This window comes from Flammeovirga sp. OC4, assembly GCF_000812565.1.
Classification (GTDB): domain Bacteria; phylum Bacteroidota; class Bacteroidia; order Cytophagales; family Flammeovirgaceae; genus Flammeovirga.
This window is the reverse complement of sequence record NZ_JTAM01000001.1, coordinates 316,362-331,152: the sequence shown is the minus strand read 5'-3', so window position 1 is coordinate 331,152 and position 14,791 is coordinate 316,362. Positions and strand designations below refer to the sequence as shown.

Below are 14,791 nucleotides of genomic sequence, written 5' to 3'. Positions count from 1 at the left end.
TTATAAAGACTGTTTTAATTTTCAAAAAATTGTACAACGACATCTCTAAAACTTTTACTGACTGGAAGTTCTTCGCCAGCTATTTCCACAAGTTCCCTATTGAATGCTTTTACGTGTTCCATATTCACAATAAAAGAACGGTGAATTCTTATAAAAGTAGAAGGGAGTTTAGTTTCTATTGCAGAAAGAGTTTCTTTAGTTTTCCACTTTGTATCGTTGTTGCCATAGATAATCAGATAGTCAGCTTGACTCTCGATATATAAAATCTCAGTAAAGCTGATTTTATGGTGCTTTCGGTCTGCTCTGATAAATAAATTGTCACTCATGACCTTTTTGAAATCAATGGAATTAGTTGTTTTCAATGCTTCATATTTCTCTACCGCAGACTTGAACCTTTCCATTGAAACGGGTTTTAATAAATAATCAACTACATTCAAATCAAAACCCTCAATAGCATATTCACGGTGAGCACTGATAATAATCACCTTAGGAGGTTTCGCTAAAGACCTTAGAAAATCTAGCCCGGAAATTTCAGGCATTTCAATATCAAGAAAAATAAGGTCTACTTCTTTTTGTACAATTTCAGTAAATCCAACTTTTGCATCGGCTGCTTCACCAACCACCTCATAGCCTTCCATTTGCGATAAAAAGTTTTTAGTTATTCTTCTAGAGATGGGTTCGTCGTCTATGATTAATACTTTAATACTCATAATTGAATGGAAAGAATGGCTTTATAATAAGCCTCATTTTGAATAATTTTAAATTGATGTTGATTAGGGTAATATAAATTTAGCCTTCTTTTTAAGTTTTCTAAACCAGTTCCGCCAGATTTATAATATTCAACTTGTTGAGGTTTACTATTTTCAACTTCAAAGATAAATTCGTTTTCATGAAAAGCAGTAATGATATTAAGATAGGCAGATTGACTGGTTTTTTTTATACCATGTTTGAAGGCATTTTCTACCATTGGAAATAATAAAAATGGAGTGATTTGTATTTCAGGATTAATTCCTTCAAAATGCATGTTCAGTTGAAAACGATCGTCAAGTCTGAGTTGTTCCAAAGCAATGTATTCCTGTAATAATTTAACCTCCTTAGCCAAAGCTACTTTATCCTCTTTCGATTGATACACCAAATAATCTAATAGACCACTCAATTGTAATAGCACCTTCGGAAGATCATCACTTTTTTCAATAGCCAAACCGTAGATATTGTTCAGTGTATTAAATAGAAAATGAGGGTGTATTTGTTCCTTTAGGGTATTTAGCTCCAATTCTTTTAGCTGATAACCTATTTCAAGTTTTTCTTTTTCGAGTTGATGTATGGTTTCTTTTCTTTCTTGTTCGTCTCTGATTTGAACTAGAGAGGTATACATGGCAGAAATAAATAACTGGACAAACCAAAGTACAGAAAAATCATTTAAGATGGGGTTCATCTGATTGTATTGGAGATCAGCAAACACAATGAGGCAGCCAATTACAAGTATCATCTGAACATAGGTGTTAACTAAAATAGCATAAATCAAGTAAAGGATAAACTTGAAGTATTTTTTTTGGATGAGAAACTTCTTTACTAATGTATTGCTTAAATATAATGTGAATCCAATTGTAAAAGGAAACCAGCATAAACAAAATATAAATGTATTAAAATAGTCTTGATGGAAATGTCCTAAGAATAAGAAATTTATTAAAAAGGAACACCCCCAAAACATCACTTCAAAAGTTGTACGGTGCGATATGAAATTCCTGAGTTGTGTCATATTATAAATATTCGGAATTTTTTTGAGATATTATTTTAATGTCGATATTATTTCCCTTTTTGTAGACTAATAGACAAAGTACGTAGATAAATAGAGGTGTAGCAATTAGTAATCTACAGTTTTAGATTATCCTTCGATAAAACAGGGTCATTGAACGACACTTTGTATTTAAGACATAAAAGCAGTATAAGTTTGGGTATTCTTTAACTTTTTAATCATTAGACTTATGAATGCAATAGCAGAGTTTTTCTACATAGGTGGTATTGAAGCCATGACAACAATAACAATCTCAGGAGTTGTAATGTTACTATTACTTTTGGTTCGAATTTTCAATATAAAATCAAGAAGAATCACTCCAGAGAGAGCACTCTCAGCAGCAGGCGAACTAGCAACATTTTCTCTTGTATTAGGAGTGTTTTTTCAATTGATCGGTTTGTACAGTGCATTTATACATATTGAAGCTGTAGGAAGCGTTTCAATGGGAATGTTAGCAGCTGGCCTCAAGGTATCATCTCATGCAACTTTATATGGATTCTTTTATTTTCTTGTTGGCAAATTGATGGTGATCATTATACGATTGAATGAGAAGTAAGGAGATCGTTTGATAAATGAAAACATGAGTCGTCCCAATTTATAAGACTATAATAATAGAGGGCTGACTCATGTTTTATATTTCTAATAAAGCACAAAGATTAAACTATATCGCTTTATATAAAGTGATATCCATGGGCTTATCTTTAGCAACAATATCTTTTGAAAAAGGATTTCCTTTACTGTCCATGTAGGTCAGTGTATATTTTTCACCTTTGTCAAGGTAGAATTCAAGAATGTCGTTCATGTCTTTTGTAGGCCCAGCGGTAGTGCCATTTTCTATAACTTTATTTCCTTTTGAAAGAGTAACCTGTGTTTCTACTCTGTTATCGCTTATTAGTGTACATTCTTTATTTTTGAACATTTTGATGCGAACAGTAATTTTATCGCCTAATGAAGCTCTTTTTGCCTCTTCAGCTTTCCAAAGACCTATATATCTGTTTGTAACATTATGAGCATGTACATATTTGATGTCATAATCCCATACTAATGGGAAAGCATGTTCCGCAGGTTTCCATGAGGAAGCATAGATCCAATTTTCAGGTTTGTTGACATCTGCTACACCTGCATCAGGTAGGAACCATCCTTGATCTAATCCAGAAGGGTAGTACTCCGTGAAATACCAACGTCCGTTTACCCAAACCTCATTCCAGTTGTGGTTTCCTTGCTTTAGGGTCCAGTTTGGGGTGCCTGCTAAACGTGCAGGAATACCTACTGCTCTAAAAGCATCGGCCAATAATACTGATAAACCAGAACAAGAAGCTAAACCTTGATCAATAGATTCATAAGGTGATTGGTCAGGCTTTTCCCTTTCTGTTGAGTACTTTACTTTTACTACATCAATAATTGTATCGTTCACGATTTTGATCGCTTCATTTATAGTCTTGCAATCTTTGACAATAGGGGCAAAGCGGTTGTAGAAATCTTGTCGCCAATCGTCTCTTCTTTCATTCATTAATGCGTAAGGCAAAACATCATTATAGAAGATCGAATCAGGGAGGTTTTGGGCCCATGGAAACTCTGATTTGGCTTTATATGCTAATTCAACATTGTTGATAAGGTAAGATGCCGTAAGACTTTTGAGATCTCTTTCAGGCATATAAGCAACAAGGTAGGCCATGCCATTTTTCTGTTCTTTTGATACGTTGTTGATTGCCTTTTCGATTTCTACTTTATTGTCTCCGGCTTTATGAATAGCATTTTCTAATAAAGAGTGATATTGTGTATCAATACCATCAAATTTTGATTCAGAACAACTCCATAAAACAAGAGTACTAAGAAGTATAGTAATAATTTTTTTCATGTCATTCAATTAGATTTAACTTGTGTTATTTTATCGGCAGTCAAAATACAAAAACGGCATCATTATGAATAATGATGCCGTTTATTTCTTATTAATATTTGTTTATGCGTATTTTACTCAATACTTTCAAGCTCTTGAAGGATTGTGTGCGCTAACATTGCATGAACGTGTTCTTTCTTTTCTAATTGAATAGCCTGTTCTGCTAGGATTTTAGCTTCTTTATAATCTTTATTTTTAAATAATAAACCTGCCTTTGTTTCGAGGTTCATACAAGTTGGATGCACTTTGATGGCTTCATTAATCCAATCTAAGCCTGTCTTAACTTTATCTGATTCATCATAATAATAGTAGATATTCCAAGCCCAATTTCGGTAAAGATATGCCTTGATCTCCTGATTTCGATCTTTTAATATATCAACCCCTTGAAGCATTTTAGAATAAGCAGTGTTATAATCTTCAATATTAAGATAAAACGTAGGGTTGTAGGCACAATTTAAAGTTTGACCTTGTTTCCCCAGTTCTTTTTCTAAATAAGTCATTAAATCCTGCCATCCTTTAATATCTTTCTTTTCAACGAAAGGTTGCATAGATACTTTTGCTGCACCATTTATAGTTTGAATGATTTCTTTAGGGCCATATTGTTTCTCTATTTCTCTAGCATGTTTTATGACATAAGTTAATGCCTTCGAATGTAAACCATTATGGATGGTCACTTCTTTGAGAGCAAACCAGGTCCTTTTTACTTCAATATGGTCTTGTTCTATTTTATTTAGGAATGCTGTCAAGATTTCAGGGTCTTCCATTGATGCTTTATAGGTCACATAAATATATTCACTTAGATCTTGAATTGACGAGTTTTTATTTATGGTCTTTTTTAAAGTATACAACTGTTGATTGGGATCTTTAGCTTCTTTGGTGCTTTTCATAAACTCGTTCTCAGACATATTGCCTACGAATAAATGTAGAGGTTGTTTATCATGATCGATAAATAGGAAAGAAGGGTAGTCATGAAGCTTATATTCATCCACTAACTTTTTTCCTTCTTGACTGTTCGCGTCGATAAGTAGTGAGATGTAGTTTTGGTTGTAATAGTTTCCTACTTTTCTTTCTTCAAATATTTCTTCCTGCATCATATTACAGGCTTCACAATAAGTGGTGTAGACAGTAATAAATACATCTTTATTTTCAGTCTTTGCTTTTTTAAAAGCGTCATCTAGTGATAAGTTTTTGAACTGAATAGCTTGAGCCAAAACTACCGAAGGAAGTAGAAATAAAAATAGTACAAGTGAGCGCATGAACATTAATAATTGGTATACTAAAGTAAAATAAAAAACTTCTTTTATAATCTGTGTATAAAAGTGATGAGAGAAACATAATCAAACGTTTGTAGAAAATTCACTGTCCCGAATGTTAAAATTTAGCATCATTCGTGTCCTTAAGATCATCAGAAATCTTCTGATTTCTAAAAACTACAAATTATGTTTCTCCTTATTCTTATTTATAATTTAATAATAAAAATGCAATTATTGACTATCTCGCTAATCTTTTTCTTTGTGGAGTGGGTTTAGTCTTTTTATTTGAAATTGAGAGAATTAATGCAAATAATATTAATTGGATAGGAGCTATGGCTAGCTGTGGTCCCATGAACATCCACATTACATGCTCCATATTTGTGTAATGTTCCCAGTTCCACCAAGACTTCGTAAATTCTGATCCGGCAAACCAAACAGGAATAAATAGAAAAATACTAAGTAAAATTATTTGCTTCTTTTTTAAGGCGTTTTTACCCATGTTGGGAATAAAACTTAATGCACCACCTACACTAATAGTTATCATAAGGGCCGTAAAAGCTAGTGCATAATAGATCCAAGAAAAATCCATTCCGTACTCCATCCATAGTGTATTGGAGACTTTTAGAATACTATGCATATTGTTCAAGGCTACTTTTGTGAGTAATGTCATTACTGTTAGTAATATGCCTATGTAGATTAATGCATTTTGAATACTCGGAATCTTAAAAAATCCACCCAATAACCTGAACGGGGCGTTTAATAAACGGTATAATGCGGTTTTAAATTTAAACCCAAAATTATTGCTTCCTTGAAAGGGGGGAGGAGAAGGAAGAATATTGTTTTTTCGCTCACCAATACGGTCACTTAATACCTCATGATAAGCATTTTTATTACCATCTGTTGTCCATACATATTTTGCTAAAGTGGCACTCGCATAAGAAAAACCTTGGTCAATTGCTCCTTGGAAGACGCTTTCTGGAACTCCTTTTTTTTTGCATTCTACAATCATGTAAGGCTGGTATCCTTCGGGATCGTTATAAGTGATAATATCTGCTTCCTTGGTAGCAGAGCCCATTTTTACCGGAACACAAACTCTTACATTTTCAGCTGGATAACCATGTTCATAAATTAATGATAAATAGGTTTCTAACTGTACCTGTTCTTCAGGGTTATTCAATGACCTTGTTTTTGTGTGAGGCAAATAGGTGACTTCGTTCGTTTTATTATTGATAAAAACGACTCTGTCCTTTTTTGCTTTAGACAGCCACTTCATGATAGTATATAATCTTAGATAAAAAAGTTTGATTTAATTGCAATGTTAAATATAAGAGTAAAAATTATTATTTTAAACATTTAGTTCTTGATTTTAGCTTGTTTATAGTAACTTCTAGTTATTTTAAGTTTATATATTTAACAATAGTCTGATGGTCAATAATTTGAATTAAAAGAACTTAATAAACTTCAACTTAGCTCTTTTTAAGAATTCACTTCATTACTTTTGATCTCATTTTAAACTAGGAACAATTATTTATGAGATTTTTATTAGTATTTGCTTTACTGCTAACTTTATTTCTTAACGAATCATCAGCTCAAAACTCAAACCAAGGAAATATTGAATTATCAGGAAGTATTGGTCCTGCATTTAGTAATGGAAAGACAACTTTTTATGGCAATGCAGAAATGAATTACTTTATGAGTAGTAATATGTCACTAACTGCCGGATATGAGTTTTTGAATGAACGTCACTCACTGATCTTGGGAAATAGAATCTACTTTGTACCTGACTTCCATTTCAGCATGAAGGGAGTTTTGGTCAGTCAAACGGATTTTGCCCTTGGTGGGGGATACTCTAGGGGAATTGCTGACAATATTGCCCTTCAAATCAATGGGGATTGGTATTTTGCAAGAAGGATGTTTGCTTTGTCATTTGGCTTGGCTTTTAGGATATAAAAAAAGGTGACCATTGTGTCACCTTTATTTTTAGAGATCTTCTTCCGGTTCTGGGTAATCATCCAGAGATGTAATGACTGGAGGTTCGTCTTCAAAAACCTCTACTTTTAGGCCATCTTCTTCCGAAAGTCTTATTTTTAGTTGATTTTCATTTTCAAAAACAAGAATCATTTCATCATTTAGGTAGAAGTCTTCTTTAATTTTTGAAAGTTTTACTTCTGTGATCGTTTCATGAAGAACATCAGCCCAAAGATCCATTTTGATGACTCTAAAGCTTTTGATATCAATTTTACCTTGGAATTGCTCTAACAGTTTTTTTCGCTCTTCAATAATATCAAAGATTACAATTTTGATCCCGTCACTTTCTTCACCTGCAGTAAAAGTCAATCTAGTTTTATCCTCAAAACGAAGTTCTAACCAATCCAAACATTGGTACTCTTCATTGTCTTTGGCAATGTTACTCCATACATGATAAATTACATCATTGATTTTTGCACCTGCCAATCCTTTTAAAGTGTTGATTTCACTAGCCTGAAATTTTTGAATTTCTCCTTCCATAATGCAAAGAAAAAGCCCTCTATTTTGATAACCAAATAGAGGGCGTATATTTTATTAAAATTGAGATCTATTAGTAGAAATCTACTGTTACATTTGGCATGCTGCTTTTAAACGCATTTACCTTTTTCTCATTCAATTTTGTTTTATAACATTTCAAACTCTTCAGTTTTGGAAGTCCGACCAAATACTTCAAGTTGTTGACACTTGTGTTGTAACATTCAAAAGAAGTTAACTCTTTCATGTTAGAAACATATGAGATGTTCTTCACTTTTACAATACCTGAAACTTTCAGTTTTTGAATCTGGTTTAGGCCATCCAGAGCGTCAAATTTTGTGACAATAGTATTTGAGATATTCAATTCCTTGATACCTTTTAGATTAGCAACAGGGGAAATATCTGAAATAGGAGTATTATCACAAGATAGTTTCTCCAAAGTAGAGATATTCTTGATCGGGTGAAGATCAGTAATCCTAGTAAAAGAAATATCTAGCGCTCTCAATTTGTATAACATTGTTAATGGAGAAAGATCTTTAATCACCTTATGATTACTTAAATCAATTTCCTCAATGATATTTATTTTATGAAGCTCATATTTTGTAGGAACATCTCCTTTAATTTTTGCTTGTTGATCAAAAACTTTTTGCCATTCAGCATTTAAGCCACCCCACCAAGTCGTTAATTTGTCAGTTCTAAAGATAATTTGAGCAGAACTCTCCTTTGAAAAATTGATAACAGTTGCGTCACTACATTGAGTATTATCCGCTTCTAAAGTTTTCAATGAGCTCAAGTTTCTTAAAGAGGAAATTGAGCTAATAGGAGTGTGATTAATTTTTAGACGAGACAATTTAGACAATGAAGCCAACGGATCAAGATCAGTTACTTTTGTATTGTCTAAAGTTACTTTCTTTAATAATTTTAATTCTGCTAAAACTTCAACAGAACTCACATTGGTATTACTCACATTTAGAACTGATAAGTTTGGACAGTTTTTTAATGGATCTAATGAATTAATACCAGTATTTGAAGCGTTTAATTTTTCGAGGTTGACAAGGAAACTTAAAGGCTCAAGATTTTGGATGCCGTTTGTAGTTGAAAGATCAATCTCCTTGATGTTGGCCAATTGTTGTAATTGTTCTTTCTCAGGATTACCTGATAAACCTGCTTGTGCTAATAAAACTTTCTTCCATACATCAGACATTCCGTTCCACCATTCCTTAAGCTGGTTAGAACCGTAAATCACTAATGTGTTAGGATGTTTACGCATAAATGATTGTGCAATTGAAGTATTGATCCCCGTTTCATCACAATAAACTCTATCTAAGTTTTCAAGAGCGTTTAAAGGAGAAAGACTATTGATTTGAGTCTTATCAGCAGATAAAGTTTTTAAAGCTTTAGTACTACCCAATGCAGAGAGATCACTTACATTTGTTTTATCAATGGTTAACTGTTCTAAGTTCGTTAGTCCCATTAAAGCGTCAATTGATGTAATAGGAGTGTTTGAAATATCCAATGAACGAAGTGACTTACATGAATTTAAAGCATCAATTGAAGCGATCTGCGTGTCATTGGCCCAAACTACTTTTAATTTTTCAAGTCCTTCAAGCGATGAAATATCTGAAATAGTAGTGTTGAAGCAATATAATTCCTCAAGATTCTCAAAGTTTTCAACAACAGTAAGATCTTCCACTTGTGTGTCATTGATCATTAATACTTCAATGTTTGTACAATAAATCAATGGATCCAATGAGTTAATGCCTGTCATCTCACATTTTAATGACTTTAAGTTGGTCAATGTTCTAATAGGAGACAGGTCATTGACACCAGTACCAGAAATATTTAATTCCTCTAGACTTCTTAATTTGCTCAGCGGAGCCAAATCAATGATGACTGGGTTTAAAGAAACGTCTAATTCTGTTTTTTGCAGGAAGTTTTCAAGATGTTTGAAAATACTTTCGTCCAATGCTACCGTACTATCATTTTCTGTAATCATTACAGTGTCAATCACAGAAATCACTTCTCTTAATGGAATGTTGTTTTCAAGCATAATGCCATTACCAACAATTCCTCTCCATGTGTCGTCAAGTTTGTTCCACCATAAAGCCATATCTTCTTTTTGGCTTAATTTGGTAGTGTAAATGGAAGCAATCTTAAGATCTAATTCTTCAGGATCAAGATTAATTTCCACAAAGCGTTCCATTGAGTTTTCAAGCGTATCACCACTTACAGTGATACCTTCTAGCTTTCTAGTGAGTGTTACTGTAAAATAAAGAACACCTTCATTAGTAACACTATGGCTAATATTTTCGATGATAAACTCAAAATTAGCTTGTTTAAAAAAGAAGTCAACATCTTTCAAATAAGCCTGAGCATCTTTGTTGGATACTACTTGACGATTAGGATCTAAATCATCTTCGATTTGAGTTTTGTCAGAAGCAAAAACCTTCAAATAAGTATCATTGATAATAATACCTTTTTCTTGGTTAGTATAGTCTTCACCTGCAATATCATTGAGCATCCCCTCAAAATACATCACCAAATCTTTGGCTTCAGATTTATATTGATTGAGTTTCTCGGCAGGAATATCATTTTCTTGACCATCTTGAGCATTTACTTGTGCAGAAATACCAAAGAGCAAGAGCATTAGAAAAATAAGATACCCGTTTCGCATCTTTAATTATGGTTTACTTACTAAAAATCAACATTTAAATAATTCAGATATAGATTAGTTCTTATGCAGAACATACTTTTTCATAGTTTCTATATCTTCTTCTTTTAGAGGCATTAATTGTGAAATCAACCATCCAGAGTTATAAGAATCTCTTTCAAATTTTTCAACAGTAAAATACCACCCATGAATTTGGAAAATATGAAATTTGATACTTTCAACAGTTACAAACTTCAAGTCGCCCGTTTTTATTAAATAGAAAAGAATACTGGTATAGTCTACTTCATATCCTTTTGAGGCATAGTCTTGTACTTCTTTCTTATCTCCAAACGCCCTATGTAAGTTCATAAAGTCAATCTCATGACTCATGGGGTGAAGAAAGTTTCTTTTAGGGTCATTATCGCTGAATAGTGCATTCCAGTTTTCAGAGTGAACTTTTGAAATAGCCCATTTAAAACCTAAACTGTCGAGTTCTTTGACCATATACAAAGTAACGTTGACATTACGTCCATTGTATAAAAACCTTGAATTTACTTCTGCAAAATACTCACCATTATATTTCTCAATGTATTTTGGAGATTTTGAATTGGTTACATCATCAATGAAATCATTTTTCATTTGACGAGAAATACCAGTGTTTTGCCCATCAAACAATATTTCAAGATAACTTTTTCGGTAGGTGTTTTCTCTAAATTTATAAGAGCCTGTAGGGTAGGGTTGTCCGTTTTTATCTTCTTCGTTGTTGAATCGTTTCATAAACTGCGTAAACTGTTTGGTCTCCGCATATAATTTGGACTCATCCCCTTTATAATTCCCTATAGTTTGGGAAAAACTCATTTGACAACAAACGAGTAAAAAAAATAGTGTAAATAACTTTTTCATGTATATGAATAGAGCTTGATTGCTATGTTATTGTATTGACAATATCATACCAACCAAGCTTTACTAATGGTAATTTTTATTAACCTTTTTTCGTTTCTGATACTCTGATGTCACCTAATAGTACATCCCAGAAACCAATTTCTCTACCACCAATTTGTGTTGTTTTACGCTCCACATAGACAGTGATGTCTTTTTTAGTGATATCTTTGTACACTAAACCGTCTTCAGTTACACCTGTAAACTTTTGGTAGATAGTGATTACACCTACATAACGACCATCAGGCTGTTTTTCAAGATCTGAAATATACTGAATGTCAAACCAATCGATATTGACAGACTTGTAGTTTAATTTATTTAAACGCTCTAAGTACTTACGGATTCCAAAGTATCTCACTTGTTTCTTTCCTAACGTAGAAACACCCATTTGAGCATCTTCTACAAAAAGTTCCAAAGCTCTTTCGATGACTCTATTCGCTTCCGAGAAAGAAGTTTCTTTGTCACCAATTTTACTGATGTATTTACTTAAATCGTGTACTTTTTCAAGAGATAAAGAGTCAATGGCTGCTTTTCTTGCAGGAGGCATTGGAGGTTCCTCTTTTGGTGCATCTTGAGCAAAAGCTTGAAGTCCGATCAAGCAGAAAAATAGGATACTTAATTTTTTTATAGTATTCATAATTATATGATTTCAATAATTTTTAAACCTGTAATCCGACCTTTGTGGTCAATGCCTTCAATATCTTTCGCTTTGATAATGATGCCATGTTCAGGCATTTTACTGACCCTGATCAAATATTTTCGAGGGCTGTATAATTTATCGTCTAAATTCGTTCCCATATAGTCTACTTCCACTTTTGCTTTTGGAGCAAAAAGACTATTAGCATAATCAATCAGACGTCCAACCTCTTTTGGAGGGGTTTTTCTATCTGAAATATCCTCAAATATTGTATTGAGTTTAGAGGCTAATACTTCTTTTGCACTACTTTGCGCATTACAGTAGCTAGAGATAGAGAATAGAAAAACGAAGAAAAAAAGATACTGAAGAGATTTCATAGATTATCTTTTCTTTAAGATTAATTCAGTGATTTTACCGTTGGCATCCTTTTTAAATTCTTTGATTTTGTCAGGGTTACGGTTAACGTCCTTAAGGTATTCTAAGTACTTTTGAGCAGTTGTAGGTTTGTCATAGTCCACAATGTCACCATCATTATAAATTTCAATTAAAACAGGAACGTCAGGAGAAGCAAACATAGCCATTGCTTCAGTGATCATTAAGTTTCCTTCTTGAGTAGAACCTGATCCTGCAATGTTATCTAATAAGTAGTAAATGTCTCTTTTTTGAGCTTCTTCTACAACTGTTTTTTGAGCTTCCTCTTTTGCTTTTTGTTCCGCTGCTAATTTCTTTTCTAAAGCTTCGCGAGACAATTGAAGATTTTTCTCCACCTGTCCAATTAATTCTTTTACTTCAGCATCTTCTAAGTTGTAAGATTTAATTTCTTCCAAACGAGCTTCATCGGCAGTCACTTCATCTAGAGTAGCATACTCTTTACCGACCATTGCTTTTAAATCAGCTTGTGCTTTGTTTGTTTTGGCTAGTAACTCTGCTTGTGCTTTCTCCTCCGCAATCTTCTTTTGACTTTTACATCCTGTAAAAGAAATAGACACAATCAATGCCATGATTAAGGCTGTAAAAATTGATGTTTTGTTCATTTTAGATAATTGTTAATTAATCCTTCATTGAAATTTCAGCACAATTTATGGCTTAATTATAAATAAAAAATGATTCTGCAGAAGAAGCCATTATATTTTTCAATGATTTACAAATTTTAAGATCTTTCATTGCAAAAATTGAAAATTATAACTTATCCTATAATCGATGTCAGACATTGATTTTACCTTATTTTTAAGTTTTGATTCGTGATGACGATCAAATATGAATTTTCAATCATTCATTAGCTCAAAATAAAATGATTATCTATATCCAAAAAATACAAACCAATTGGACGAAAAGAAGTCGAGGATTCCCTCACTCCACCTTGAGAAATAGTGTTCCAGAAATATTGCCAATTGAGCCAATTGATTCTACTGATGCTATCGTGTTTCAGGAAACAACTTTTGAAGAGGGATGTTTTGAATCTCCAATTATTAAAAAGGCAATTGTATTGAATGAACATCAGTTAAGAGAACAACAGTTGGAAATCAATAAAACAGCAGACAATACACTTGAAATTAGTTTTTGGAATCAATTGAAAATTAAAAAGAAGGTAGGGACATTAAATTACAATTCTTGGTGCCAAATTAAATCCAATTGGAGGTTTCCAATGGAATATACTTGGGGGTATAAAAAGGTGGTTTATAATATTTTTTATGGAGACCCGAATAACCTTTATGCTATTCAAAAAGCAACTATCGAGAAAGATTATCAGTCGTTATTGAGGTAAGCTTATTTCTAACCTTTTTCAAACCATTCAACCTAATTCACTGTCAGAATAATAGATAAGCAAATAAATGTATAAAACTAAACCCTATTTTACTCTTAAATGAAATACCTATTTATTCTGACGTTTACTTTAATTTCTTTTCAGTTGTTCGCTCAAAAAGAGATTAAAGAGTATGTGAAAAACAATACGAAAGAGATCAAATCCATTGATATCAATTATGATGGAAATGAAGATTTAAAAGCCGTCAAAAAAGCCATTGGTGATGCAAAAATAGTCCTGCTTGGGGAACAAGATCATGGTGATGCTTCGACTTTTTTGATGAAGGCTAGGCTTGTCAAATATTTACATGAAGAGTGTGGATTTGATGTAATCGCTTTTGAAAGTAACTTTTATCAGCTTCATGGCGCCTTTGAAAAAGATGCTCTCAATTTTGAGGATGCCTATGAGGATATTTTCCCCATATGGACGAGGTGTGGAGAGTGTGAGCCAATTTTTTCTTACTTGGAAAATACACTAAAAACGGAAAATCCACTTTTCATTTCGGGATTTGATATGCAAACCTATTTTACCAAAGATTACGCTTCTGAATTCAGGGAGTTTTTGAAAATAAATAATTTAAAAGTTTCGGATGAAGAACAGTTCTTTGGCGTTTTTGATGTATTGGTTGAAAACAACAATGCCAATAATCTAGAAAAAGAGGAATTAGAATTTTATTTTAAAGAACTGGATCAATTGTATTCTTCTTACCCTAGAGATGATTTTTGGAGGCAAGAATTACATAGCCTAATTGGTTACTCAAAAATGAGAGTGGCACCCAATATGCAAGAAACACTAAATACACGTGATAAGTACATGGCCGATAATTTACTATGGTTATCGAACAAGCGTTTTAAGGACAAAAAAATTATAGTTTGGGCTCATAATTTTCATATTGCTAGAAATATATCAAAGAAAACAGTCACGCTTGGAGGTGAGACATACAAAGCACTCGGTGATCAAATTTACAGTATAGGTTTTACTTCATTTAGTGGAAGTACAGGTTGGACTAATCAAACGAGTAAAAGGTTTAATTATGAAATCAAAAAGCCATATAAGAAGAGTATTGAAAATGACTTTCAAACATTGGGTTACAAACAGGCTTTCTTAGATTTTAAATCTTATTCTGGTAAAAAATCAATCTTTTCTATGAAGGGATTAAAACATGGTGCTGAAAGAAGAGATTGGTTAAACATCTTTGATGGCGTGATTTATATTGAAGAAATGACTCCTTGTACCAAGAAAAAAGAACGGTTAGTGATCAAGTAGTTAAAATGTAGATGTTAAGTTAAAAAAACACAAAGGAACTTTTCATTT

15 protein-coding genes are annotated in these 14,791 nt (G+C 32.8%); 4 read left to right on the top strand and 11 right to left on the bottom strand.

Features of this window, described 5'->3' with window-relative positions; translation table 11 throughout:
- Nucleotides 1–14: 14 nt before the first annotated feature.
- Entirely contained in the window at nucleotides 15–710 is a 696-nt protein-coding gene (locus PL77_RS01405) for a LytTR family DNA-binding domain-containing protein (protein ID WP_044200887.1), read from the bottom strand.
- Nucleotides 707–1,489, bottom strand: a complete 783-nt coding sequence (locus tag PL77_RS01400) for a sensor histidine kinase (RefSeq protein WP_052444080.1) — start codon at nucleotides 1,487–1,489, stop codon at nucleotides 707–709. The genes PL77_RS01405 and PL77_RS01400 overlap by 4 nt, the downstream gene beginning before the upstream one ends.
- 496 nt (nucleotides 1,490–1,985) lie before the next feature.
- Between PL77_RS01400 and PL77_RS01395 the strand changes: the two genes are divergently transcribed.
- Nucleotides 1,986–2,351 (top strand): hypothetical protein, encoded by a 366-nt coding sequence (locus PL77_RS01395; protein ID WP_044200886.1) that lies wholly within the window; start codon nucleotides 1,986–1,988, stop codon nucleotides 2,349–2,351.
- 105 nt (nucleotides 2,352–2,456) lie between these two features.
- Here PL77_RS01395 and PL77_RS01390 read toward each other — a convergent pair whose 3' ends face one another.
- The 3 genes from PL77_RS01390 to PL77_RS01380 all read right to left on the bottom strand — a co-directional run bounded on the left by PL77_RS01390 (nucleotide 2,457) and on the right by PL77_RS01380 (nucleotide 6,218).
- Nucleotides 2,457–3,653, bottom strand: a complete 1,197-nt coding sequence (locus tag PL77_RS01390) for a transglutaminase family protein (RefSeq protein ID WP_044200885.1) — start codon at nucleotides 3,651–3,653, stop codon at nucleotides 2,457–2,459.
- Between the two features lie 113 nt (nucleotides 3,654–3,766).
- A complete protein-coding gene (locus PL77_RS01385; protein ID WP_044200883.1) occupies nucleotides 3,767–4,948 on the bottom strand; it encodes a DUF255 domain-containing protein in 1,182 nt (393 codons plus the stop codon).
- A gap of 235 nt (nucleotides 4,949–5,183) precedes the next feature.
- On the bottom strand, nucleotides 5,184–6,218 hold the full coding sequence (locus tag PL77_RS01380) for a type I restriction enzyme HsdR N-terminal domain-containing protein (RefSeq protein WP_044200882.1): 1,035 nt from the start codon (nucleotides 6,216–6,218) through the stop codon (nucleotides 5,184–5,186).
- A 257-nt stretch (nucleotides 6,219–6,475) separates the two neighbouring features.
- Here PL77_RS01380 and PL77_RS01375 point away from each other — a divergent pair, with 257 nt between their 5' ends.
- Entirely contained in the window at nucleotides 6,476–6,895 is a 420-nt protein-coding gene (locus PL77_RS01375) for a hypothetical protein (protein ID WP_044200880.1), read from the top strand.
- A gap of 30 nt (nucleotides 6,896–6,925) precedes the next feature.
- Here the strand turns inward: PL77_RS01375 and PL77_RS01370 are convergent, their stop codons facing one another.
- From PL77_RS01370 to PL77_RS30085, 6 genes are all read right to left on the bottom strand, one after another.
- On the bottom strand, nucleotides 6,926–7,453 hold the full coding sequence (locus PL77_RS01370; RefSeq protein WP_044200877.1) for a hypothetical protein: 528 nt from the start codon (nucleotides 7,451–7,453) through the stop codon (nucleotides 6,926–6,928).
- A gap of 70 nt (nucleotides 7,454–7,523) precedes the next feature.
- Nucleotides 7,524–10,121: a leucine-rich repeat domain-containing protein gene (locus PL77_RS01365; RefSeq protein ID WP_082026342.1), complete on the bottom strand. Its 2,598-nt coding sequence runs from the start codon at nucleotides 10,119–10,121 to the stop codon at nucleotides 7,524–7,526.
- 54 nt (nucleotides 10,122–10,175) lie between these two features.
- On the bottom strand, nucleotides 10,176–10,955 hold the full coding sequence (locus tag PL77_RS01360) for a hypothetical protein (protein ID WP_044200873.1): 780 nt from the start codon (nucleotides 10,953–10,955) through the stop codon (nucleotides 10,176–10,178).
- A gap of 124 nt (nucleotides 10,956–11,079) precedes the next feature.
- Nucleotides 11,080–11,673: a hypothetical protein gene (locus tag PL77_RS01355; protein ID WP_156152206.1), complete on the bottom strand. Its 594-nt coding sequence runs from the start codon at nucleotides 11,671–11,673 to the stop codon at nucleotides 11,080–11,082.
- 2 nt (nucleotides 11,674–11,675) lie between these two features.
- Entirely contained in the window at nucleotides 11,676–12,050 is a 375-nt protein-coding gene (locus PL77_RS01350; RefSeq protein WP_044200872.1) for a hypothetical protein, read from the bottom strand.
- Nucleotides 12,051–12,053: 3 nt separating this feature from the next.
- Nucleotides 12,054–12,707 carry a hypothetical protein gene (locus PL77_RS30085; RefSeq protein ID WP_052444078.1) on the bottom strand — a complete coding sequence of 218 codons (654 nt, stop codon included), beginning with the start codon at nucleotides 12,705–12,707 and terminating at the stop codon, nucleotides 12,054–12,056.
- Nucleotides 12,708–12,964: 257 nt separating this feature from the next.
- Between PL77_RS30085 and PL77_RS01340 the strand changes: the two genes are divergently transcribed.
- A complete protein-coding gene (locus tag PL77_RS01340; RefSeq protein WP_044200870.1) occupies nucleotides 12,965–13,438 on the top strand; it encodes a hypothetical protein in 474 nt (157 codons plus the stop codon).
- A 99-nt stretch (nucleotides 13,439–13,537) separates the two neighbouring features.
- On the top strand, nucleotides 13,538–14,743 hold the full coding sequence (locus PL77_RS01335; protein ID WP_044200868.1) for an erythromycin esterase family protein: 1,206 nt from the start codon (nucleotides 13,538–13,540) through the stop codon (nucleotides 14,741–14,743).
- Nucleotides 14,744–14,791 lie beyond the last annotated feature (48 nt).

What these genes read in the sequence shown, in the direction of transcription:
- PL77_RS01390 (WP_044200885.1), bottom strand. Translation starts at nt 3,653, where the DNA reads ATGAAAAAAATTATTACTATACTTCTTAGTACTCTTGTTTTATGGAGT.
- PL77_RS01380 (WP_044200882.1), bottom strand. Translation starts at nt 6,218, where the DNA reads ATGAAGTGGCTGTCTAAAGCAAAAAAGGACAGAGTCGTTTTTATCAAT.
- PL77_RS01365 (WP_082026342.1), bottom strand. Translation starts at nt 10,121, where the DNA reads ATGCGAAACGGGTATCTTATTTTTCTAATGCTCTTGCTCTTTGGTATT.
- PL77_RS01385 (WP_044200883.1), bottom strand. Translation starts at nt 4,948, where the DNA reads ATGCGCTCACTTGTACTATTTTTATTTCTACTTCCTTCGGTAGTTTTG.
- PL77_RS01350 (WP_044200872.1), bottom strand. Translation starts at nt 12,050, where the DNA reads ATGAAATCTCTTCAGTATCTTTTTTTCTTCGTTTTTCTATTCTCTATC.
- PL77_RS01360 (WP_044200873.1), bottom strand. Translation starts at nt 10,955, where the DNA reads ATGAGTTTTTCCCAAACTATAGGGAATTATAAAGGGGATGAGTCCAAA.
- PL77_RS01375 (WP_044200880.1), top strand. Translation starts at nt 6,476, where the DNA reads ATGAGATTTTTATTAGTATTTGCTTTACTGCTAACTTTATTTCTTAAC.
- PL77_RS01405 (WP_044200887.1), bottom strand. Translation starts at nt 710, where the DNA reads ATGAGTATTAAAGTATTAATCATAGACGACGAACCCATCTCTAGAAGA.
- PL77_RS01340 (WP_044200870.1), top strand. Translation starts at nt 12,965, where the DNA reads ATGATTATCTATATCCAAAAAATACAAACCAATTGGACGAAAAGAAGT.
- PL77_RS01335 (WP_044200868.1), top strand. Translation starts at nt 13,538, where the DNA reads ATGAAATACCTATTTATTCTGACGTTTACTTTAATTTCTTTTCAGTTG.
- PL77_RS30085 (WP_052444078.1), bottom strand. Translation starts at nt 12,707, where the DNA reads ATGAACAAAACATCAATTTTTACAGCCTTAATCATGGCATTGATTGTG.
- PL77_RS01370 (WP_044200877.1), bottom strand. Translation starts at nt 7,453, where the DNA reads ATGGAAGGAGAAATTCAAAAATTTCAGGCTAGTGAAATCAACACTTTA.
- PL77_RS01395 (WP_044200886.1), top strand. Translation starts at nt 1,986, where the DNA reads ATGAATGCAATAGCAGAGTTTTTCTACATAGGTGGTATTGAAGCCATG.
- PL77_RS01355 (WP_156152206.1), bottom strand. Translation starts at nt 11,673, where the DNA reads ATGAATACTATAAAAAAATTAAGTATCCTATTTTTCTGCTTGATCGGA.
- PL77_RS01400 (WP_052444080.1), bottom strand. Translation starts at nt 1,489, where the DNA reads ATGATACTTGTAATTGGCTGCCTCATTGTGTTTGCTGATCTCCAATAC.